The sequence below is a fragment of the Gloeocapsopsis sp. IPPAS B-1203 genome, assembly GCF_002749975.1.
Taxonomy (GTDB): domain Bacteria; phylum Cyanobacteriota; class Cyanobacteriia; order Cyanobacteriales; family Chroococcidiopsidaceae; genus Gloeocapsopsis.
This window is the reverse complement of record NZ_PEIG01000005.1, coordinates 101,620-123,127: the sequence shown is the minus strand read 5'-3', so window position 1 is coordinate 123,127 and position 21,508 is coordinate 101,620. Positions and strand designations below refer to the sequence as shown.

At 42.5% G+C, this 21,508-nt stretch carries 19 protein-coding genes; 7 read left to right on the top strand and 12 right to left on the bottom strand.

The window, feature by feature from the left end; genetic code table 11:
* Window positions 1–122 precede the first annotated feature (122 nt).
* Together CSQ79_RS10480 and CSQ79_RS10475 are read right to left on the bottom strand one after the other, a co-directional pair.
* A complete protein-coding gene (locus CSQ79_RS10480) occupies window positions 123–1,394 on the bottom strand; it encodes a dihydroorotase (RefSeq protein WP_099701130.1) in 1,272 nt (423 codons plus the stop codon).
* 50 nt (window positions 1,395–1,444) lie between these two features.
* Window positions 1,445–2,803, bottom strand: a complete 1,359-nt coding sequence (locus tag CSQ79_RS10475; RefSeq protein WP_099701129.1) for a histidine phosphatase family protein — start codon at window positions 2,801–2,803, stop codon at window positions 1,445–1,447.
* A 318-nt stretch (window positions 2,804–3,121) separates the two neighbouring features.
* Here CSQ79_RS10475 and CSQ79_RS10470 point away from each other — a divergent pair, with 318 nt between their 5' ends.
* Window positions 3,122–4,711, top strand: a complete 1,590-nt coding sequence (locus tag CSQ79_RS10470; protein WP_099701128.1) for a CPBP family glutamic-type intramembrane protease — start codon at window positions 3,122–3,124, stop codon at window positions 4,709–4,711.
* A gap of 9 nt (window positions 4,712–4,720) precedes the next feature.
* Here CSQ79_RS10470 and CSQ79_RS10465 read toward each other — a convergent pair whose 3' ends face one another.
* From CSQ79_RS10465 to CSQ79_RS10455, 3 genes are all read right to left on the bottom strand, one after another.
* Window positions 4,721–5,176: a hypothetical protein gene (locus tag CSQ79_RS10465; protein WP_099701127.1), complete on the bottom strand. Its 456-nt coding sequence runs from the start codon at window positions 5,174–5,176 to the stop codon at window positions 4,721–4,723.
* A 148-nt stretch (window positions 5,177–5,324) separates the two neighbouring features.
* Complete coding sequence (locus CSQ79_RS10460) at window positions 5,325–6,104, bottom strand: PIG-L deacetylase family protein (protein WP_099701126.1); 780 nt, start codon at window positions 6,102–6,104, stop codon at window positions 5,325–5,327.
* A gap of 5 nt (window positions 6,105–6,109) precedes the next feature.
* Complete coding sequence (locus tag CSQ79_RS10455; protein WP_099701125.1) at window positions 6,110–7,036, bottom strand: glycosyltransferase family 2 protein; 927 nt, start codon at window positions 7,034–7,036, stop codon at window positions 6,110–6,112.
* 417 nt (window positions 7,037–7,453) lie between these two features.
* Here CSQ79_RS10455 and aroA point away from each other — a divergent pair, with 417 nt between their 5' ends.
* Window positions 7,454–8,809 (top strand): 3-phosphoshikimate 1-carboxyvinyltransferase, encoded by a 1,356-nt coding sequence (gene aroA, locus CSQ79_RS10450; RefSeq protein WP_502693924.1) that lies wholly within the window; start codon window positions 7,454–7,456, stop codon window positions 8,807–8,809.
* On the opposite strand, the gene CSQ79_RS10445 is transcribed toward aroA, so the two are convergent.
* The 5 genes from CSQ79_RS10445 to CSQ79_RS10425 form a co-directional block, all read right to left on the bottom strand.
* Window positions 8,758–8,967, bottom strand: coding sequence for a type II toxin-antitoxin system VapC family toxin (locus tag CSQ79_RS10445; protein WP_289501011.1), 210 nt, complete (start codon window positions 8,965–8,967; stop codon window positions 8,758–8,760). The genes aroA and CSQ79_RS10445 overlap by 52 nt on opposite strands.
* Entirely contained in the window at window positions 8,954–9,199 is a 246-nt protein-coding gene (locus tag CSQ79_RS10440) for an AbrB/MazE/SpoVT family DNA-binding domain-containing protein (protein WP_099701123.1), read from the bottom strand. Before CSQ79_RS10440 ends, CSQ79_RS10445 begins: the two co-directional genes overlap by 14 nt.
* Before the next feature lie 215 nt (window positions 9,200–9,414).
* Complete coding sequence (locus CSQ79_RS10435) at window positions 9,415–10,398, bottom strand: glutathione S-transferase family protein (RefSeq protein WP_099701122.1); 984 nt, start codon at window positions 10,396–10,398, stop codon at window positions 9,415–9,417.
* Window positions 10,399–10,504: 106 nt separating this feature from the next.
* Window positions 10,505–10,798: an Asp-tRNA(Asn)/Glu-tRNA(Gln) amidotransferase subunit GatC gene (gatC, locus tag CSQ79_RS10430; RefSeq protein WP_099701121.1), complete on the bottom strand. Its 294-nt coding sequence runs from the start codon at window positions 10,796–10,798 to the stop codon at window positions 10,505–10,507.
* A 148-nt stretch (window positions 10,799–10,946) separates the two neighbouring features.
* Complete coding sequence (locus CSQ79_RS10425) at window positions 10,947–11,462, bottom strand: photosystem I assembly protein Ycf3 (protein ID WP_099701120.1); 516 nt, start codon at window positions 11,460–11,462, stop codon at window positions 10,947–10,949.
* Between the two features lie 181 nt (window positions 11,463–11,643).
* Between CSQ79_RS10425 and CSQ79_RS10420 the strand changes: the two genes are divergently transcribed.
* Entirely contained in the window at window positions 11,644–12,174 is a 531-nt protein-coding gene (locus tag CSQ79_RS10420) for a GrpB family protein (protein WP_099701119.1), read from the top strand.
* A gap of 101 nt (window positions 12,175–12,275) precedes the next feature.
* Window positions 12,276–12,842 (top strand): Uma2 family endonuclease, encoded by a 567-nt coding sequence (locus CSQ79_RS10415; protein WP_099701118.1) that lies wholly within the window; start codon window positions 12,276–12,278, stop codon window positions 12,840–12,842.
* Here the strand turns inward: CSQ79_RS10415 and cobN are convergent.
* Complete coding sequence (cobN, locus tag CSQ79_RS10410) at window positions 12,834–16,583, bottom strand: cobaltochelatase subunit CobN (protein ID WP_099701117.1); 3,750 nt, start codon at window positions 16,581–16,583, stop codon at window positions 12,834–12,836. The genes CSQ79_RS10415 and cobN overlap by 9 nt on opposite strands.
* 215 nt (window positions 16,584–16,798) lie before the next feature.
* Between cobN and CSQ79_RS10405 the strand changes: the two genes are divergently transcribed.
* Window positions 16,799–18,766: a sensor histidine kinase gene (locus tag CSQ79_RS10405; protein ID WP_099701116.1), complete on the top strand. Its 1,968-nt coding sequence runs from the start codon at window positions 16,799–16,801 to the stop codon at window positions 18,764–18,766.
* 32 nt (window positions 18,767–18,798) lie between these two features.
* The gene (locus tag CSQ79_RS10400; protein WP_099701115.1) at window positions 18,799–19,488 is read left to right on the top strand and encodes an N-acetylmannosamine-6-phosphate 2-epimerase; all 690 of its coding nucleotides are present in this window, start codon (window positions 18,799–18,801) and stop codon (window positions 19,486–19,488) included.
* Window positions 19,489–19,574: 86 nt separating this feature from the next.
* Here CSQ79_RS10400 and CSQ79_RS10395 read toward each other — a convergent pair whose 3' ends face one another.
* Window positions 19,575–20,489, bottom strand: a complete 915-nt coding sequence (locus CSQ79_RS10395; RefSeq protein ID WP_099701114.1) for a hypothetical protein — start codon at window positions 20,487–20,489, stop codon at window positions 19,575–19,577.
* A 110-nt stretch (window positions 20,490–20,599) separates the two neighbouring features.
* Between CSQ79_RS10395 and CSQ79_RS10390 the strand changes: the two genes are divergently transcribed.
* On the top strand, window positions 20,600–21,502 hold the full coding sequence (locus tag CSQ79_RS10390; protein ID WP_099701113.1) for a metallophosphoesterase: 903 nt from the start codon (window positions 20,600–20,602) through the stop codon (window positions 21,500–21,502).
* Window positions 21,503–21,508: the final 6 nt, after the last annotated feature.

The following is a 21,508-nucleotide window of genomic DNA, read 5'->3' as shown; positions in this document are numbered from 1 at the left end:
GGTAATTGGTCAAGCAGTATCTATTACCCATTACCCAACAAATGTGGGGCAACTTATTTTTTCTTGCTGTTACCATGTTCATCAAAGATTTTATTTAACTCTGGCACATTCCCCGAATTGAATCAGTTTCCTGATTTTGACAACCAAGTTTGGACAACACGACCAGTTAATTTATGTCCCAACCAAGGGGTATTAGTAGAAAGCGATTTTAGTGTTTGTGACTCTACCGTCCACGTCTGCTGAGGATCGAAAAGAATCATTTCTGCAGCGGTGTTAGGAGAAATAGTACTAGGTTTTTGTTGTAAACACTGAGTGGGATAAGTGCTGAGACTGCGCCACAATTCAACTGCTGACCATTCACTCGTTTCTACAAGATTTTGCCACAGCAAAGGTAAGGCTAACTCTAGACCAATTGCACCAGGAGGAGCTTCAGCAAAAGCAACAGTTTTTTCTTCGTAGGTATAAGGAGTGTGATCGATAGCGATCGCATCTATAGTCCCCGAACGTACCCCCTGACGTAGTGCCTGAACATCGATAGTATTCCCCAAAGGTGGTTCTAATCGCAGATGTGGATTGTAACTTTTTACCGCTTGAGTATCGCAAAGCAAGTGCATCCAAGTCGTACTTGCAGTAATTGGTAAACCTTGTGCTTTTGCCGCCTGAATTAATTCGACACTGCGTGCAGTCGAAACCCGCATAATATGTACCGGAGTACCAACCGCAGCAACAACTTCCAGAATAGCAACCAACGCAGCAGTTTCAGCGATCGCCGGATTTCCTGGCAATCCAAAGCGAACTGATTGAGTACCTTCGCGCATCACCCCATTTCCTGCCAACTGCGAATCACACGCCCAAAGCGCAACAGACTTGTTGATTGGTTTAATGTATTCCAGCAAGCGCCGTAGTAATGCTAAATTTTCAATTGCGCGACCATCGGCAAAACCGACTACATGAGATTCGCTGGCTAACTCTGCTAATTCGGTCATTTGTTGACCTTTAACACCAAGCGTCAGTGCTGCCCAAAAATTAACCTTAACTGTGGCTGCTTCTAGGTTCTGTTGTAGCCGAGTTAACACTGACAGGTTATCAATTGCAGGCATAGTATCCGGTAAAATATGCAATCGAGTAAAACCGCCAGATAAAGCAGATGCAATTAGCGATCGCCAAGTCTCTCGTTCTTCAAAACCTGGTTCACCGGAGTGGCTATACAAATCTACCAATCCAGGTCCTAACACAAGCCCGCGACAACTACGCACCTGCGTATCTGTTGGATAATCAGAAATATTTTCCTGTAATGCTCGAATCACACCATCAACAACTAAAACATCAACCACCTTATCGGTATTCGATACAGGATCAATTACTCGAACTTGTTGTAGTAGTTCACTCTTCATGAATTTTACTTGGATACAGATTGCTCACCTGACACCAATTACTCAGTACTTTACAACGCCCCTGCGGCAGTTTTATCAAGAACACCTCCACCGAGATGAGTTGTGATATTCATTGCTTGCAGTACAGGTAAACCTGCCGCACCTTGCGGATAGTCAATTACACTAACAGCCCCATTTCCTTGACGGAAGTTCCAGAAATGAGCAGGTGATAACCCTAAAACGTGACAAAGTAGCACTTTATTTGTCGCGTCATGCGCTACAACTAGTGCATTAGTTTGACTTGCTGCTGAATCAAGAATACTCCGCCACGCAGTGACACTACGTTGCCAGACTTGCTGTAAATTCTCGCCTTGGGGCATCTGTACCTCTGCTGGTGCTGTCCGCCATTGATGTAATTCACCTGGAAACGCTTGCTCAATTTCTGCTTCTAATTTACCTTCCCAAAGTCCGTGATTAATCTCTTGGAGATCGGCATGTAACTGCAGTTGAATTTTAGAATGATGCTGCAAAATAATTTCCGCTGTTTCTTTAGGACGCAGCATCGGGCTACTGACTGCAAAATCTAGTTGGACATTTTTTAGAAATTCTGCAGCTTTTTGTGCCTGTTGCCGACCATTATCATTAAGCGGAACATCGATTTGCCCCTGAAACCGTGTTTGGCGATTCCATTCAGTTTCACCGTGGCGAACAAGTAGAAGGCGCTGCCCTTGATGATGTGGTCGTAATGAAGGTAAAACTTCGCCTAAATGAGCAGTTTGATTGAGTGATTCTAGCTGTACCGCTCCCCACTTGCTGTCTTTCTGATGTGAGGGAGTCGCCGGATCAAAGTTTAATACTGTGACATTACAGTTCGATTGCTGTATCGAGTGGTAACGTTGAGGTGAAATTCCTAAAGCAGTACTAATTAAAGCGCGGTTAATGCCATTGTGCCCAACGATGAGAATCGTTTCTCCTGCATGACGCGGCAAAGTTTCTTCCCAGAATTGCTTTGCCTGTTCGTACAAACTGAGGATTGGGAAATATTCGTTGTTTTCACGCGATCGCACTACCATGACAAGTTGCTCTGGATGTTCATGCCACAGACGGTAAGCATCAGGAAATTTCTCACGTACCTCAGATGAAACCATTCCTTCCCATAAAGGCAAATCAACTTCCATCAAGTTACTGGAGGGTTGGGGCTTTAGTGATGTAGCCAAGCAACTGCAGATCATTTCTGCTGTGTGTTTTGCTCGCTGTAGGGGACTCGTATAAACGGCAGCAAAATTTAAGTGACTCAGCGCAGCACCAACTTTACGAGCATCGTTTTGCCCTTTTTCAGTTAAAGTTGACACATCACTACGACCCTGAATGCGCTTTTCAGTGTTGTAGCTGCTTTGACCGTGACGCACAATGATTACACGAGTGGTCAATCTAGTTATCCTCCAACAGCACTTCTATTACCTAGCTCACTGCATTTGCAGCACAGGCAAGCCAGCGTTATTTTAACGTGCGATGAACACTTGTTAACAAGAGAATTAGTGACTAGTGGTTAGTTTTGAATTTTGTTAGCGTAGCAGTGCCTTAGCACCTTTTGAATTAAAAGAATTTTCTTAACTCAACACTCATAATTCAACACTCAACACTTGACGACTTCCCGTCTCGCCCCTCTGCTCCCCTGCTCTCAATCCTTGCTATCATTCCACAAGGGTGCGAATCGCGCTCTCAATCAGGCTGTAACGGGGGGATTGATGACAATTAAGCGGATCATCTTAAGTTTGCTAACAGTAGTTGCAATTTTGTTTGCTGGTGCGTCTTTGTGGGAAAGCTGGCAACAACCACAAATTCAAAGTCGTTTAGAACTGTACCAAGCAAATTTACTTTTACATGCGCAAGAGTGGCAACCTCAAGGCGATGACAGCACGAGTCTCAGCAATGCCCGCAGTGCTTTACTCGGAGAACAACCGCTTAATTCCGCATTAGAGCAATATCAAGAAGCAAGAACGTCAGCACAGGTTAACTTAGACAAAGCTAACAATCAACTTAAACAGTTGCAGTCGGAATCTGTAACTACCCCTGCAACTCCTAAGCCACAGTCTGAAATTGCACCAGTTACAAATACTTCGCGTCCGCGACAGCAGGAACAATTACAACAATCCCGCGCTCAATTACAAAGACTAATTGCTGAATTAGATCTACGGCTAGGACTTCTACAGGTACAGCAAGGACAAACAGATACCGCAATTCAAACTTGGACAAACTTTCAACAGCAAGTTAATAATCAACAGCAAGCAGTGCTAGCCGAAACTGCTACTGTTTTGATTGGACTTTGGAGCGATCCTCCTCGGATAATACCTGATGGAGAACAACTACTCCAAAATAACTTAGATGGTTGGTTTCGCTATCGTGCTCTATCTCAACTTTATCAAATCCAGCAACGCCAAGATACCCTGACACAATTACAAGCAACGGAACAAGCAACAGCGCAGCAAGCTTTAATTAAACTCGCATTTATCGGGAGTTTACCAGCTTTCGGTGGCATAGTAGGTATTGGGTTACTGCTATTTTTATGTGCCCAGCGCTTATTGAAAGGCAAAGATGCGCTATTAGCACAAAATGAAGATGCACGTTGGTCAACTCCTTGGACTGGTGAAACTGTTTGGCAGGTGTTTATCCTCGGTTTTTTCTTTATGGGTCAAATTGCTGTCCCCTTGGGATTTGCGCTACTGCAAATTAGACCACCTTCAGGTTCAGGCGTGCGCGTTCAGGCTTTTTATATTTTGACAACTTATCTGACAGTAGCTTTGGGTGGGTTAATAGTGCTAGTTTTATCGATTAAACCCTTTTTTCCCTTGCCCAAAAATTGGTTTCGCTTTGACTTACAAGGAAATTGGTTTTTATGGGGATTAGGAGGTTATTGTGCTGCACTACCACTAGTTGTGATTGTGTCACTGATTAATCAACAAATCTGGCAAGGGCAAGGAGGTAGTAACCCGCTATTATCTTTAGCATTGCAGGCACAAGATCAAGTAGCACTGGCAATTTTCTTTTTCACCGCTGCGATCGCCGCCCCGATTTTTGAGGAATTACTATTTCGTGGTTTTCTTTTACCCTCGCTGACACGCTATGTATCTGTTTGGGGCGCAATTCTTCTTAGTTCGTTGCTGTTTGCGGTTGCACACCTTAGCGTCGCCGAAATTTTGCCGCTGACAGTGTTAGGAATGGTCTTAGGTGTTGTTTATACGCGATCGCGCAACCTCCTCGCACCGATGTTACTCCATAGTCTTTGGAATAGTGGTACTCTTCTTAGTCTTTTTATCTTAGGTAGCAGTTCTACTTAATTCGCTTGATCAGTGGTGCATCTTTAGCTTTAAAATATAACGACCCAGTTGCACTTGTGACCACAATTCATACTCAATTTGCAGTTGCTGCGGTAAGGGGTGACTCACTAAAGTTAACTGCTTAGTAAAATTACGCAGTTGCAGCATATTTTCGCTACCTTGAAAAAATCCGTTTCCTAACCAATAGCGGCTAGTTCCGTAAACTCCATGTTCCCAAAAGTGACGATAGCAAACTTGGTTTTCTGCTTGTCTAGTCATAATCACTCTATCAGGTGAAATTTCAAACCAAAGAAGACTAGAGCTAGCGGATGGATGCAGAGTTTTCTTTGAAGGTTCTGAGATCAAAAGATGAAAACTTTCACGATCTTTTTGTTCTAACGTAGCTGCAGTTTGCACAACGTACCGTAAGGGTAAATCTGTAGAAATGAGTGAGAGTGATACTGGTTGACGGTAACGAGTCAGCATGAGCAAAAAGACCGCATGGCTAGTACAGCGCTAGTTTATCTTGAACAAGACTTATACAACTGTTCTTAAAGCAAAGCTTAATACCATTACACCTAAGCACGCAGGATGAACATCAGGTGTATGTAAAATGTGTTGAAACGATTGTTAATTACGATGCTTTGAAAAAGATTTCGTATGGAGAAAAGAAACATTGCATAAAACCTGATGGCAGAATTGGTTCAATCCCAGGAACTACACTAGAGTACTGCGATTGATAAGCTTCTAAAGCCTTAATTTTTTTGTTGATGACATTATTAATTGGTAATCTATATACGTTGGCAAGCTCTACTGATTTGAAATCAAGTTGATGTGGTACCCAACGCGTCCATACAGGATACTGCAACACTTCAATAGATAAGTTTGTTTTTTGCACTGCAGCTTGTACTAAAGCATAAGTCTCTTTATGGTCAGGGTGAATATCTTGTTTATAGGGTATGTACACCTCTTGCGGTTGGCGATCGCGTAACAACTGTACTAGTTGATCAATAGTTTGCTGACGTTCTCTGGCAGATAATTGCAATAAACCACCATCAGGTTTGCCAAGAAAGTGAATTGCAGATGGCAAAACACCAAGAGTTTTAAGGGCGGCGATCGCTTCTTGTTGACGAGTTTGTACTAACTGATCGGGGCAAATTTGCGGATAATCTGCATAGGATGCCCTACCATCTGTTAAAAATACAACATCTAAGGGAACTCCCTGCTCGCACTTTAAAGCAATTGCGCCACCACAACCTAATGTTTCATCATCTTGGTGGGGTGCAAAGACGATTGCTGATTTTTGATTCGAGGCGATCGCTTTGCTTTTCTTGTACAACCACCATAAATAAATAAATCGAGATTTTAAGAGTAACCGCTGTTTGATTTTTTGATAGTATTTGTTAATCAACATATTTTCTAATTAGCTGTAATAATTTTTACTTTTTGATTATTGTTCTTCGCCAGTACATTATTTTTAAATGTCATATTCTGAGAATACTTAATACTTCCTTTTAAAATTCCAATATTCCAACCAAGTATCCACACCCATTCTGCAAATCTACTTTTATTTTTAAGGTAAAAGATAATTTTTATGGGATATAATAAAACCTTTATTAGATAACCAAATACTACAAAATTACTAAGTGAAATGCCATATAGTAAGCGGAGGTAGATATGGCTTTCAGCCCAATTTTTTCCTTGTTTATGAATATCTTTTAATGTATGGCGCAGGCGAATTTGAGCTACAGCATCTTCAATGAAATGCAGTTGAGTACCTGTTAGCTGAACCCTGAAACAATAGTCAGTATCTTCGGCATATATTAAGTTTTCGTTAAATCCGTCCACAGCTTGATGTAATACTTTTTTAATACCAAGATTTCCACTTCCAGCAAAAGGTAAATAAGGTGAAAACTCATACTGCGAAAGTCCAGCTTTTTGAACCTGAAAGATCTCGCTGTTAATTAGCCATGACTCGTTGAGTTGAGTGTAATCAAATCGTCCAGCCACAAAATCATACTTAAGAAGTGCTTCTCCCATTGCACTTAGCCAGCCTGACTCAACTTGATCGTCAGCATCACAAAATAATAGTGCTTCTCCAGTTGCGTTTCTCACACCAGCATTGCGTGCATAAGCAGCACCAGGGCGATCGCTTGCACGAATTAACCGGAGGTTTGGGATTTGTTTTTGATATTTTTCAACAATTGCAACTGAATTATCCGTGGAGCCATTATCAACAACAATAATTTCCCACGCATCTTTCCATGTTTGAGTTGCCAGTGCTTCTAGTTGCACAGCAATTGTTTCTGCTGCATTATAACAAGGAATAATAACACTTATCTTCATTTTCTTTTAATTAATACGATTTACTTTTTTTACTTAGCAAATATATTTTTTATGATGTTTTGATACTAAAATTTAACCCAAGCAAAATCTTTTTCAAAGTTTGAAATTATCAATAAATATCTTCAGCTTATGTTTTTGTTAAGTTCAAATAGTATTGACAAACTCTTACCTTAAGATTATGTATGCAAATATACTGACAGGTGGGCAAAAGAAAGTAAACTATGGCACTACTACTTAAACAATGCCTTTATATTGTTGGTCTTTTTATGAATTTTTAGTGAGAAGACACGAAGGCTGATACTTTACTAAATGCGGTTGGACTAATGTTGCAGGTAACTCAGACAAAATTAGGCAAGACTAAAGTACCTAAGTGCTAATACTGCGGTAGGATAAAACGCACGCATATTACGTGAGTTTATCCCCATGTCGGTTGTCACCACGCAAGAAACGACGAATCGTCAACAAAATCTCATTATCAAGACTGCGGCTGGATTATCTTTACAAGGTCGTATCCGAGTTCCAGGGGATAAATCTATTTCCCATCGGGCTTTGATGTTAGGTGCGATCGCTTCTGGTGAAACGCGCATTCAAGGTTTATTACTAGGTGAAGATCCGCGCAGTACGGCAAGTTGCTTTCAAGCTTTGGGTGCGGAAATTTCTGAGTTAAATACGGAATTAGTCACTGTTAAGGGTATTGGATTAGGGCAATTACAAGAACCAGTTGATGTTCTAGATGCTGGAAACTCTGGAACAACACTACGGTTAATGCTGGGAATCTTAGCTTCACATCCTGGGCGGTTTTTTGCCGTTACGGGCGATCATTCGTTGCGATCGCGCCCGATGTCCCGCGTCGTAAAACCTTTGCAACAAATGGGGGCGCAAATTTGGGGACGTAAAGAGAATTCTTTAGCCCCGTTAGCAATTCAAGGACAAACGCTACAACCCATTCACTACAATTCTCCAATTGCTTCTGCACAAGTTAAATCGTGTATTCTCCTAGCAGGATTGATGATTGAAGGCGAAACAACCGTCACAGAACCAGCCTTGTCACGCGATCATAGCGAAAGAATGCTACAAGCTTTTGGCGCACAACTCAGTATCGATTCTGAAACACATAGCGTTACTGTAACAGGACCTGCGCAATTGCAGGGACAAACTGTAATCGTTCCTGGTGATATTAGTTCTGCGGCTTTTTGGTTAGTTGCAGCAGCGATCGTTCCTGATTCAGAATTAATTATTGAAAATGTGGGGGTAAATCCTACGCGCACAGGTATTTTAGAAGCCTTATCGATGATGAACGCGGATATTCACTTAGAAAATCAACGGTTAGTTGCGGGCGAACCTGTGGCAGATTTACGCGTCCGTTCGAGTAAACTCAAAAGTTGCACAATCGCTGGCGATTTGATCCCGCGATTAATTGATGAAATTCCAATTCTTGCAGTAGCTGCAGTTTTTGCCCAGGGAACAACAGTCATTCGCGATGCGGCTGAGTTGCGTGTTAAAGAAAGCGATCGCATTGCGGTGATGGCAAATCAACTGCAACGCATGGGAGCTAATGTGACTGAACTTCCTGATGGTTTAGAAATTGTTGGGGGAACTCCGCTGACAGGTACGGATGTCGATAGTCATACTGATCATCGCATTGCCATGAGTTTAGCGATCGCTGCGCTAAACAGTGCGGGGACTACCACAATTAATCGTGCAGAAGCTGCAGCTATTTCCTATCCAGATTTTGTACCCACACTCGAACAAGTTTGCCATTTATTAAATTGATATGGTTGCCTTTTAAGTACCCACACTATTTCACACAGAACAATGTTGCTCACAAAACAGGGTTGGTTGTTCTGAATGATTTGAACTGCAAGTTCCCATTGCTCTAGGTCATCTTTCGTGAAGTAGCGAATCAGAATATTCGTATCAATCCCAATCACAGGCTCCCTCTGCGATCGCTGTTTCTATTTCTTCTTGAGTTGCAGCTTTCACCCCAGGCTGATGCAAAATTCCTGACAATGCTTCGACGGGAATGTTTAGTGGAATGAGTTTGACCTTTCCAGTTTCATCAATAACAAATTCTACCAAGCTACCAACCTCTAGCCCTAGATGATCTCGAATTTCTTTCGGAATTGTGATTTGTCCTTTCGTTGTGATTTTTGCGATCGCCATCATGGTATTCCTTACAATAGCGCCTTACCTCATTGTAAAACTAAGAATTAGCCCGTATATAGTTAGCACTTATTGCCTGAAGCCACGAGTTACTAATCACTAGCTCCATCATCTATTATTCTTGCATTTGGAAACCAATGAATATTTTGATTGAAAAAAACAACGTAGGTCGCTATTAGTACCTACGTAAATGCTTGATAATTTGTTTTTTGTTTTTACACTTGCAGAGTAGCGCCTAACCGATAGCGATTATGTGGTGCATCTAAATCAAGAACTGGTCCTTTTGGTACAATGCGCGTCGGGTTAACTTTTGGGTGACTCATGTAGTAGTGCTGTTTAATATGGTCAAAGTTGCACGTTTCTTTGACACCCTTTTGTTGGTAAAGGTCTTTTAGGTAATTCCAAAGATTAGGATAATCTGCAATTCGCCGCAAGTTGCACTTGAAATGAACGTAGTAAACAGGATCAAAGCGCAGTAGTGTTGTGAACATACACCAATCGGCTTCAGTTAAGCGATCGCCACATAAATAACGCTGGTCAGATAAAACTTTTTCCCAGTAATCTAATGCTTGAAACAATTCTGTGACAGCTTCTTCATAAGCAGATTGAGTCGTCGCAAAACCTGCACGATAAACTCCATTATTCACAGGTTGATAAATTGCATCAATCGTTTCGTCAATTTTTTCCTGTAAGTCTTGCGGATAGAAATGAATATCTTGTTTAGCGTAAGCTTCAAACTCAGTATCCAACATCCGGATAATTTCGCGGGATTCATTATTGACAATACTGTCAGTTTTCTTATCCCACAAGACAGGTACAGTCACTCTCCCACTGTAGTCAGGCTCAGCTTTTAGGTAGACTTCCCACAAGTAATTTGTATTGTTGACTGTATCCGGAATACTCCCTGGTTCATCTTCAGAGAATTCCCAGCTATTTTGATCGATAACCGGTGCAACAATCGAAAGACCAATAACATCTTCTAACCCTTTCAATCGTCGCATAATCGCAGTACGATGCGCCCAAGGGCAAGCCCAGGAGATATAAAGATGGTAACGTCCTGGTTCAGCTTTAAAACCACTTGAACCGTCAGCAGTAATGGTGTCACGGAAGGTAGTTGAAGGACGCACAAACCGTCCTCCTTCATCCTCTTGTTCGCGTTCTGGCACCCACTTGCCATCAATGAGAACACCCAAACCCATTGTTAGAATCTCCTTTTATAGCTTGCTGTTAATTTACAGCAGTTATCACTTAAATAAACGACACAAATTTCTACTCCCCACCTTCCTATCTTAAAAATTCCAGTAATTACTCTTCAACATTCAAAATTTGTGGCACTTTGAAGTATTCGCCCTCTTGTTCTGGGGCACTACTGAGAATCGCAGCGCGTTCCTGATAAGGTTGTAGTTCATCAGGACGTGTTACATTTTTTACCTCAATTGCTCTTGCTGTTGGTGGTACGTCAGTGACATCTAGTTCACTAAGTTGTTCAAAGTAATCTAGAATACTACTCAATTGTGTAGTAAATTGCTCTTCCTCTTGTGGAGTCAACTCTAATCGAGCTAAAAGCGCCACTTTTCGGACTTGTTCGCGATCGATCATGGTAGGAGGTAATTGGTAATTGGTAATTGGTAATTGGTAATGGAATCACACTGAGCTTTCTACTCACTAGTCACTCTTTCACTCTTCAACTAGCCAATTCAAAACTCATAATTCAAAACTCAAAACTCTTCAACTAGCCACTCTCTCACTAAAAGTTTTCGTGCATTCTACCAGTTGTTTTCAGCCAGTTTTGCGCTTCTAGGTAGTTATTGGGGGCGATGCTAATGGCTCTTCTCCAATAATCAGCAGCTTGATCGAATAAAGCTTCTGCACCGTCGTTGTCACCTACTTCTTTAGCTCTTTCGCCTTGGTAGTGGTAAATTACCGCGATATTATTGAGCGCTTGAATCAGGCGCGGATTTGTTTCTAGTGCCTCGTGATAGTAATTTAGCGCCTTATTGTGTTCGCCATTACTTGCGTGAATTAAGGCAATGTTGTAGAAGATGTAACTGCGATCGTAGGGGTCTTCTTCTAATTCTAAAGCTTCGTTGTAGTTATCTAAAGCTTCAGCATAGTCTCCATCGGCTTGGGCTGCCATCCCATCACGGTAGTAGACGAAGGCTTCTTTAGCTTTTTTATTTGTAGGCAGAATCTTTAAGATAATATCTGCCATAACGGTAAAAGATTTATCGATAAAGTTGTCGTTACGTTGAGTTCTTGGCATATCTGCTTCTAGATTATTAAAAAGTGTCTGCTATGAATGGCTTACAAAGATATTGTAATTGAGAGCAGGATAGAGATTAGGCGATCGCACTCGAATTCAGTCTTGATCCAGCTTCAGAATACTGGAGAGAGATTAGTTGATAAGTTTTGTGTTGGCACTCAGCATCAAATCAGTCATCCCTATGAGAAAAGTAGAAGTTGTTCCCCATAATCCCCAGTGGCGAGACGCCTTTGCAGAAGAAAAACAGCACATTTTGCAAGCCTTTGGTGACAACGTAGTGGCAATTCACCATATTGGTAGTACTGCAATACCTAGTATCTACGCCAAACCGATTATTGATTTGTTAGTGGAGGTAAAAGCGATCGCAAAAACCGATCAATGCAATTTATCAATGGCAGGTTTAGGCTATGAAGCGATGGGTGAGTTTGGTATTCCAGGTCGCCGTTTCTTTCGCAAAAACGATGCAGTAGGTGTCAGAACACATCATGTGCATACATTTGAAGTTGGCGAACCAGAAGTGGAGAAACATCTAGTATTCAGAGACTACATGATTGCCCATTTGGAAGACGCACAAAAATATAGTGAGTTGAAACGCGAGTTAGCCAGAAAGTATCCATACGACATAGATAGTTACATAGATGGAAAGCATGGATTTATCCAACAGATGAATGAAAAAGCAGCAAAGTGGCGTGAGTTACAGAAAACTAGCTAATTGTCAATCGCTCAATGCTGTTATAGGTTTCAACCGCTCAGCACTTTTCCATCGAACTGACGTTAATATTGAACAACTAATGAAAACATAGAGGTGAGACAGTGACCTCTACAACATCTAAAATCACTTTAGCAGAGTTTCTCAAGCTTCCTGAGACGAAACCAGCAAGTGAATACATCAATGGCGAGATCGTTCAAAAACCGATGCCCAAAGGGAGACACAGTCGCTTGCAAAGTAAGCTGTGTGCTGCAATTAATGAGATTACAGAAGAACAACAGATTGCCTATGCTTTTCCTGAACTACGTTGTAGCTTTGGCGATCGCTCAATTGTTCCAGATGTTGCTGTCTTCCAGTGGCAACGAATTCCTTTTAATACTGATGGGGAAGTCCCTGATAACTTTGAATTACCTCCAGATTGGGTAGTAGAAATTCTTTCTCCAAATCAACAGCCAAATAAAGTCATTGGCAACATTCTTCACTGTTTACAATATGGTAGTCGCTTAGGTTGGTTTATTGATCCAGACGATCGCAGTGTATTAGTTTTCCTGCCAGGTCAGCAACCGGAACTGAGACAAGATAGCGATCGCCTACCAGTGCTAGCAGAAATTCCTCTAGAGTTAACTACAGCAGAGGTTTTTGATTGGCTGAAAATGGCAAAATCACTTTAATGTTTGTTCAATACTAGCTTCAGCATGATGAACAAGCGATCGCAAATTCTCCAACATCTCGCGATCGACATCGCACCACAAACCGCGTTGATGCGCTTCTAATAGTCTTTCTGCCATATCGCGCAACGCCCAAGGATTCTTTTGTTGGATAAACTGCTGAACATCAGGATCAAACAAGTACGCGGTTGCAACTCCTTGATACATATGATCTTCAACACAATTAGCCGTCGCGTCGTAGGCAAATAAATAATCCACTGTCGCCGCCATTTCAAATGCACCTTTATAACCGTGGCGCATAACTCCCGCAATCCATTTGGGGTTAATAACGCGAGAACGATAGACGCGGGCAATTTCTTCTTTGAGTTGACGAACGCGAGGGTTTGCTGGAATTGAATTGTCACCAAAATAAGTTTGCGGGTTTTTTCCTTGTAGAGAACGGACTGCTGCGGTTAAACCGCCCTGAAACTGATAATAATCATCCGAATCGAGTAAATCGTGTTCGCGGTTGTCTTGATTGTGTAAAACAATTTGCATTTGCTTTAGGCGCTGGGCAAACGCTTCGGGAACTGCACATCCTTCAGCCGAACGCGAGTAAGCGTAGCTACTCCAATTAATATAAGCACGCGCTAAATCTGCATCATCGTGCCAGTTTTGTGCTTCGATTAAGCCTTGGAGTCCTGCACCATACGCACCAGGTTTCGAGCCAAAAATGCGATAACGCGATCGCACCTCAGCTTGTTCTAAACCTAACCCCTCTGCTTGCCATAATTGTGTTTCTTGAGCAACTTGCGCAGCTATTGGGTTTTGTTCAGGTGGTTCATCAAGTGCAGCAACAGCAGCAACAGCAGTATCAAATAAATCAATTAAGTTTGCAAAAGCATCGCGGAAAAACCCTGAAATTCTCAAAGTCACATCCACGCGCGGACGTCCTAATACTGAAAGCGGTAAAACTTCCAAATCAACAACTCGTCGCGAAAAACCATCCCATACAGGTTGTACTCCTAACAACGCCAATGCTTCGGCAATATCATCACCACCAGTCCGCATTGTCGAAGTTCCCCAAATCGACAAACCCAAAGTTTTAGGATACTCGCCATTGTCTTGTGTGTAACGTTCAATTAAAGCCTCAGCAGCTTTGCGCCCAATATCCCAAGCCGTTTGTGTAGGAATTGCCCGAATATCAACCGAGTAAAAATTGCGACCAGTTGGTAGTACTTCCGGACGACCGCGAGTCGGCGCACCAGAAGCCCCACTCGGAACATACCGCCCATCTAAACCGCGTAATAAATTTGTAATTTCTTGTTGTGTTTGTTGCAAAGAAGGTAGGAGGCGATCGCGTATCCAAGCAAGATTAGTGGTTAGGGAAGAGTGGTTAGTGGTTAGAGAAGAGACAGGGTTTTGTAGTATTTGTTCTACTAAGGTGGTGGCGTAGTGTTCTAAGGCTTCCACAGCGTCGCCGATGGTGTGACAGGGTTGTTGTGTTTTTGTGGAGAGTAACTCAATTTCAGTTAATGAGAGCTTTTGGCTAAGATCTGCGGTGAGAGGATTGAAATCTAGTCCCCAGGATTGGGCTATTGCACGAGTGAGTCCTATACGATCGCTACTTGGCATACGGGCGATCGCTACAATCAAATCGCACAGTTGTCTTCCTTGCGGACACTGACCAAAAATGTGTAAACCATCGCGAATTTGGGCTTCTTTCAGTTCACAGAGATAGCCATCGATATTGCTAATACTTAATTGTTCGTTGTCAGTTGTTACACCAAGATCGCGGTGGAGATTTTCTTGCAGAACTAGATTGAGAATGCGATCGCGAATCAGTGTTAACCGCGCCGGATCTAAACTTTGTGCCTCATAATACTCATCTACCAATCCCTCTAACTGCTGCAAAGGACCATACAATTGGGCACGAGTCAACGGTGGTGTCAGATGGTCTAAAATCACAGCTTGAGCGCGACGTTTAGCCTGCGAACCCTCACCAGGATCGTTCACAATAAACGGGTATAAATGTGGTAAAGCACCGAATGCTACCTCAGGATAACAACTCTCCGACAAAGCCACACTTTTTCCTGGTAGCCACTCCAAATTGCCATGCTTCCCCACATGAACCACAGCATCAGCCGCAAAACATTCCCGCACCCAATAATAAAACGCCAAATAAGCATGAGTAGGCTCCAAATCAGGAGCATGATAATTCAAAGCTGGGTCAACATCATACCCTCTGCTTGGTTGAATCCCCAAAAACACATTCCCCAAACTAATCCCAGAAACCGCGATCGCTTCCTCTGTATCTCTGTAGTTCGGTTCCCCCCACCGCCCAGCAATCCCCTGTTGCACCTCCAACGGCAAACTTGCAAAATACTCGCCATACTCCTGCCAACTCACGCTTTGCAACACCGAACGTAACTCCCTACCCTCAGGATCATTCGTTACCCCACTTGTCAAACGCTGTATCAACTCTTCCCCACTTTGAGGTAAATTTTCTACCTGATACCCAGCATCTTGCAAAGCCTGCAAAATTTCCACACAACTTGCTGGAGTATCCAACCCTACGCCATTTGCCAGACGTCCATCACGGTTCGGGTAATTTGCCAAAATCAGTGCAATTCGTCGTTCGTGTGGTGGAGTCAACCGCAACCGCGCCCAACTTGCAGCTAAATCTGCAACAAAAGCAATGCGATCGCATTGTGGTTCATATACCACAACATCCGTTTCTAATTCAGCATTCCATGTTTGCACAGCTTTAAACGAAACTGCACGGGTAATAATCCGCCCATCTACCTCTGGTAGTGCAACATTCATTGCCATATCACGCGGTGAAAGCCCTTGAAATTGAGTTTCCCAAACATCCACAGCACCACTACTCAAAATTGCCTGCAATACGGGGACATCTAGTTTTTCCCAAAAATCTAATTGCAGCGTTGCTTCCAACCGCGCTAGCGAGAAACTTGTCGTATTCAGTAACAGTTGAATTTGTGGTTCATCTTTTGGTTGAAAATAGGATACTAGCTCGTCTTGTACATCGCGATCGCGTAACGAAGACACAAAAATCGGCACAGCCTCTAAATTTCTTTGTCCAAGCTCTTGACAAAAAGCATCAACTACACTCAAGTTACCTGCCAAATAATGAGCGCGATAAAACAAAATCCCAACTTTAGGCTTTCTCCCTGATCCCCGACCTCTGATCCCCGACCCCTCATAAAAACCCACACGCGGTATAACTTGAGGCTGCAGCGGAACATAGCTAGTTTTCAAACACGCATTGCAGACAAATTGCAAGCCATTGACAATGTTTTCTACACCACCTTCACTAAAGTAGCGCCAGATTTGGTTAACAGCGGTTAAAGAAACTGTAGAATGTTCAATTAGATTAGGATCAAGAACATCATCTCCAGGAATGACAATCAGTGCTGCACCTGTACGCTGTACGGTTTCCTGCACCACTTCTAAGCCGTAAGACCAGTAAGATTGTCCCCCAAGTAGCCGTAAAATAATAATTTGAGCTTTTTCTAATACTTCCTCTGCGTAGGTATCAATTGTCAGTTGTTGCTGCAGCTGTAATAAATTAGCAACCCGCAGTGCAGGAAACCCCACTGGTAATTTAGAGATCGCGGCTGCTATGGCTTGAATATCAGTATCAGCAGCAGTCAAAAATACAATTGGTGCTGGAGTCTGCTCTAAAAAAATTACGCCTTCTGATTGAGGATTCCAACCTCCTGGTGTGGCATTAATACGATGCATAACGTTGTTTTATATAATGCATAATGTAGATTTATATCAAAGTTCAGAGGTCAGGGTTAAAACATGGGCTAAGCATTGCCTTGCCCTTAGTTTGAGTAATAATTTTGAGCCTTTACAATGTCTTAACCGTATTGACGCTCAATAACTTGCAACAGAAAGAAAACCCGCAGTGCAAAGCAATTTAGCCAAGATTTAATTTAATTAGACATCAGAGCATGTTCCATCCTGAAGATTTGAGCTTTCATGGCACTTTGCCTTTGACAATTTTTGAGCAACTTAGGCAGTTGTTGCATCAGATGGCTCAAGTCGCAGAAACAGAAGCTGTGGTGTTGACACAAGACATTCTCTTATCAATTCCTGTTCCTCAGAAGAAGCAACAATTTATTGTCATCATATCCCAAGGGTTTAGTGCGCTGCTTTTAGGATCTCAAGAGGAACCTGAAAAACTAAACCTTCAGAATTCAGTCAAGATGGAAGACTTTAACGATGCTGGAGATTCATCACTACCTAGCGAATTTTTAATATCTGCTCAGCAAGAGACTTCAATTGATGCTACTTTAACATTTGATCAAGATGCGATCGCTCGTTTTTTGCAAAAACTGGGCAATACTCTTCAGCACGATTCTCAAGCTTACCAAACTCTGGCTCAGTACTGTCAAAGCTTACAGCCAAATGATGCTAAGTTGCAAAGTTACTTTTCACTTTTACTATTATCTATCTTTACTAAAGAGAAGGCGATCGCAGCGCAAACTGAATATCCTTACGTGTCTGTTTGTCAACCTGTAGAAGATGCTCTCAAAGAGCAGATTTCTCACGAACGGCTGTTAAACCAACTCACAAATCAAATTCGTCAAAGTTTAGATTTATCAGTTATTCTTTCTACAGCAGTTAATCATGTCCGTGATTTTCTACAATTAGATCGCTTAATAATTTATCAGTTTGAACAAAATAGCGCTCGCGACTCAGATAGCCATCAGGGAGGAACTGCCTCATCACAGGCGCTGCACCATAGCAATACCTGGCAACATTCTGGGTGTGTGGTGTACGAAGCCCGTGCAGCAGAATCAATTCCCTCTATGTTGAATTACCGTGAAGCAGGTTGTTTTGTACCAAGTTCGCAATGTTGGGATAAGTATCGCAAAGGCTTTACCCTTGCCGTAGACGATATAGAAAAGACATACGTTTTGTCACAGTGTCTTTTAGAGTTCTTGCGCGAGAGCCAAGTAAGGGCAAAGCTAGCAGCACCAATAGTCTTTCAAGAGAAGCTGTGGGGTTTACTCATCGCGCATCAATGTAGCGATCGCAACTGGCGCGACAGTGAAAAAAATTTATTACAACGAATTGCCGAACAACTGGCGATCGCCATTCACCAAGCCGAGTTAATGCAATCTTTAACACAAGAAAAGCAACTACTCGAACAACGAGTCTCAGAACGTACCCAAGCCCTCCAAGATGCTTTAATCGCCGCGCAGGCTGCAAATCGTGCGAAAAGCGAATTTCTGGCGACGATGAGTCACGAATTGCGATCGCCACTGACAAGTATTATCGGATTATCCGCGACACTATTACGCTGGCCATTGGGTAAATTAACTGAGCGTCAGAGTCAATATTTACAAACTATCCACAATAGTGGCGAACATTTACTAGTTCTGATCAATGATATTTTGACATTATCAGAGGTTGAAGCTGGTAAGGCAATTTTAGATAGAAGCGAGTTTTCCTTGAGATCAATTGCTGAAACTAGCTTGCAATCTTTCATTAGTGTTGCTGCACAGCAAGCTGTTAACCTTGATTTAGATTTAAGAATTGATGCATCATGCGATCGCATCACCGCAGATCTTAAACGCGTACAACAAATTCTCTGGAATCTCTTAAGTAATGCGGTAAAATTTACCCCAGCTGGAGGACAAGTCACATTACGGGCTTGGCTAGAGCAAAACACGGCAGTATTTCAAGTTGAAGACACAGGCATTGGTATTCCAGAAGATCAGTTATCATTACTCTTTGAAAAATTTCAGCAGCTAGACACACCCTACTGTCGCCAATATGAAGGAACAGGGCTTGGTTTAGCCCTTACCAAACACTTAGTAGAACTGCATCAAGGACGCATTGAAGTCGAATCAGTTGTCGGTAATGGTTCAGTTTTCACAGTTTGGTTGCCAGGAGTAGAGGGGCAAGGGTAAGCGTAATTAGATAGCAAGTAACACTTAAATATATGGCAGATGAGTTTAATAGTGTAGTAGTAAAGCTGAAGCAAGGTTTAATTGTTTCGTGTCAAGCACCAGTTGACTCGCCGTTGCATGAGCCGATGGTTATTGCAGCGATCGCGCAAGCGGCTACGAATCAAGGAGCCGTAGGCGTCAGAATTGATACACCTGAACACATTAGTGCAGTCAGACAGCGCTGTACAGTACCAATTATTGGGCTGTGGAAACAACAAATACCAGGCTACGACGTGTATATTACGCCGCAGTTTCACCATGCAGCGGCGATCGCTCAAGCGGGAGCAGATATTATCGCCATTGATGCTACGCAACGCCAGCGCCCAGAGAAAGAAACTCTGACTTCCTTAATTGAACGAATTCATCAAAAACTTGGCAAACCTGTGATGGCAGATGTCGATACGATGGAAGCAGCGATCGCCTCTGTCGCTGCGGGTGCAGATCTTGTCGGAACAACTCTCTACGGCTACACAAGTGAAACTACACATTTATCTCCTCCTGGCTTTGAACTCCTGACACAAATGGTAGAAAAACTTTCAGTTCCAGTAATATGTGAAGGCGGTATTTCTTCTCCTCAAATGGCACGTCAAGCACTCGATTTAGGAGCATACGCCGTCGTTGTCGGTACAGCCATTACTGGAATCGATTCTTTAGTGAAGGCATATCGAGCCGCGATTAGTTAGTGGGAGTGTGGGCGTGTAAAAGATAATTGTCAATTTCCCTCATACCCTCATACCCTCATACCCTACTACTCGCCTCTACACTTATTTCATGCTTGTCGTTTCAAAATCACCATATTTTCCCCAACAACTGGGCTACGAGCGAGTAAATTTCCTTGAGAATCAACAACTTCTAAGTAAATAAAATCAAGCTCCTTGGCTCGCTGAAACATTTGTGCCGCTAGTTTATCTTGTTGTGATGGTTCCAAATTGTACCAATCAGTCTTTAATTTCACAGTGAGACTATTTGCCGGAAAATTGACTTGAAGTGATTGAATGATACCGTCACCATAGCGATCGCTAACTTCTGCAACTTGCTTTTCGATTGCTGCAATTAAATTCTGTTCGGGTGTGGGTTCGATAACAGGTAGCACAGGTTCAATAATTGGTTCAGAAGGTGCTATTTCTGAGGGAACAGGTGAAGGAATTTCTGCAACTGCTTGCGGTGGTTCTGGTGCAACTAATTCTGATGGTGCAGGTATGAATTCAGGTTCTGCTTGTGCAGGTTCTGTAACTGGTTGTGGCGCTTCTGCAACTGCTTCCGGTGGTATGGTTGGCGCAAGTTCTGCTTGTGGTGGTTCTGGTTCCTCTTGAATAAGTACTGGTGGTACCTCGGCGACTTCTGGCGCTGGTGATTTTGGTGATAAGAAAAAGACTGTTGTTCCTACCACAACGGCAACAATTCCAGCAATGATACCCGTCAATGCTGTATCTGATAGTGAAGTATTTCCAGGCAAAAAATGACGAATTCTGGCTAAAAATCTACTCCATCCGCGTTGCAGTTGCTTCCAGAATGGTGTGGTGGGTATTGTTGGTTCAGTTTCAAGTTTTGTTGCTAATTTTTCTAAGACATTAATTGTCCCACGCAGCACTCTCACACTCTGCTTTTTCACAAACCCTAAATCGGAAGTGACTTGTTCTTGCGGTTGAGACGATGGCGGTTGTGGATTGGGTGGTTGTGACATCACTTGCTACTAAGGCAGTAAATTACACATCAATTAAGTTTCATTCTGACGTTGCTGCCTACTCAGCCTTAATCTATCATTGTGAGGTTTGATTCCCCAAAGGTGTAATTATGCCTCTCAAACGTCGTCAGTTTGTATTTCTCAGTGGTATTGGTAGTTTTGGTTTGGCTTTGCTAGGTAAAAAACTTCAAAGTCACAGCGGCGAATACACTTCTGATCTCAACTTAGTATCTCAAGCTCAACCACTCACCTCCGACCCAATTTTACGATTTGTTTCATTAGCCGACACGGGAACTGGTGCCAAAGGGCAATATGCTGTAGCGCAAGCAATGACAAAACATCACAAGCAAAACGCTTTTGACTTAGCTATTTTAGCTGGAGACAATATTTACAACGAGGGAGAAATCGAAAAAATAGGTGCAGTTTTTGAACGCCCATATGAACCCTTATTAAAACAAGGCGTTAAATTCCGTGCTTGTCTGGGTAATCACGATATTCGCACAGCAAATGGCGATCCTCAAGTTAAGTATCCAGGGTTTAATATGCAAGGACGCTACTATACTTTCCAGCGTGATGCTGTGCAATTCTTTGCTTTAGATACTAATAATAATGCTGATTGGAAATTGCAATTACCTTGGCTAGAAACTGAACTGAGCCGCAGTGATGCACCTTGGAAAGTTGTCTTTGGACATCACCAAATTTATTCTTCTGGTCATTACGGCAAAAATCAAGAGTTAATCAAAGACTTAACTCCACTATTTCAAAAATACAATGTAAAGTTATACATTAATGGACATGACCACAATTACGAACGTACTCGCACAATTAATGGTACAACCTATTTAACTTGTGGCGCTGGTGCTGGAGTTCGCCCAGTCGGACGTTCAGAATGGACAGGACATTCTGCCGAAAAATTAAGTTTTGCTGCTTATGAAGTATACAGCGATCGCATCGAAATTCAAGCCATTGATACTAAAAATCAAGTTTTTGATCGAGGTATAGTTCACTTATAAATATAA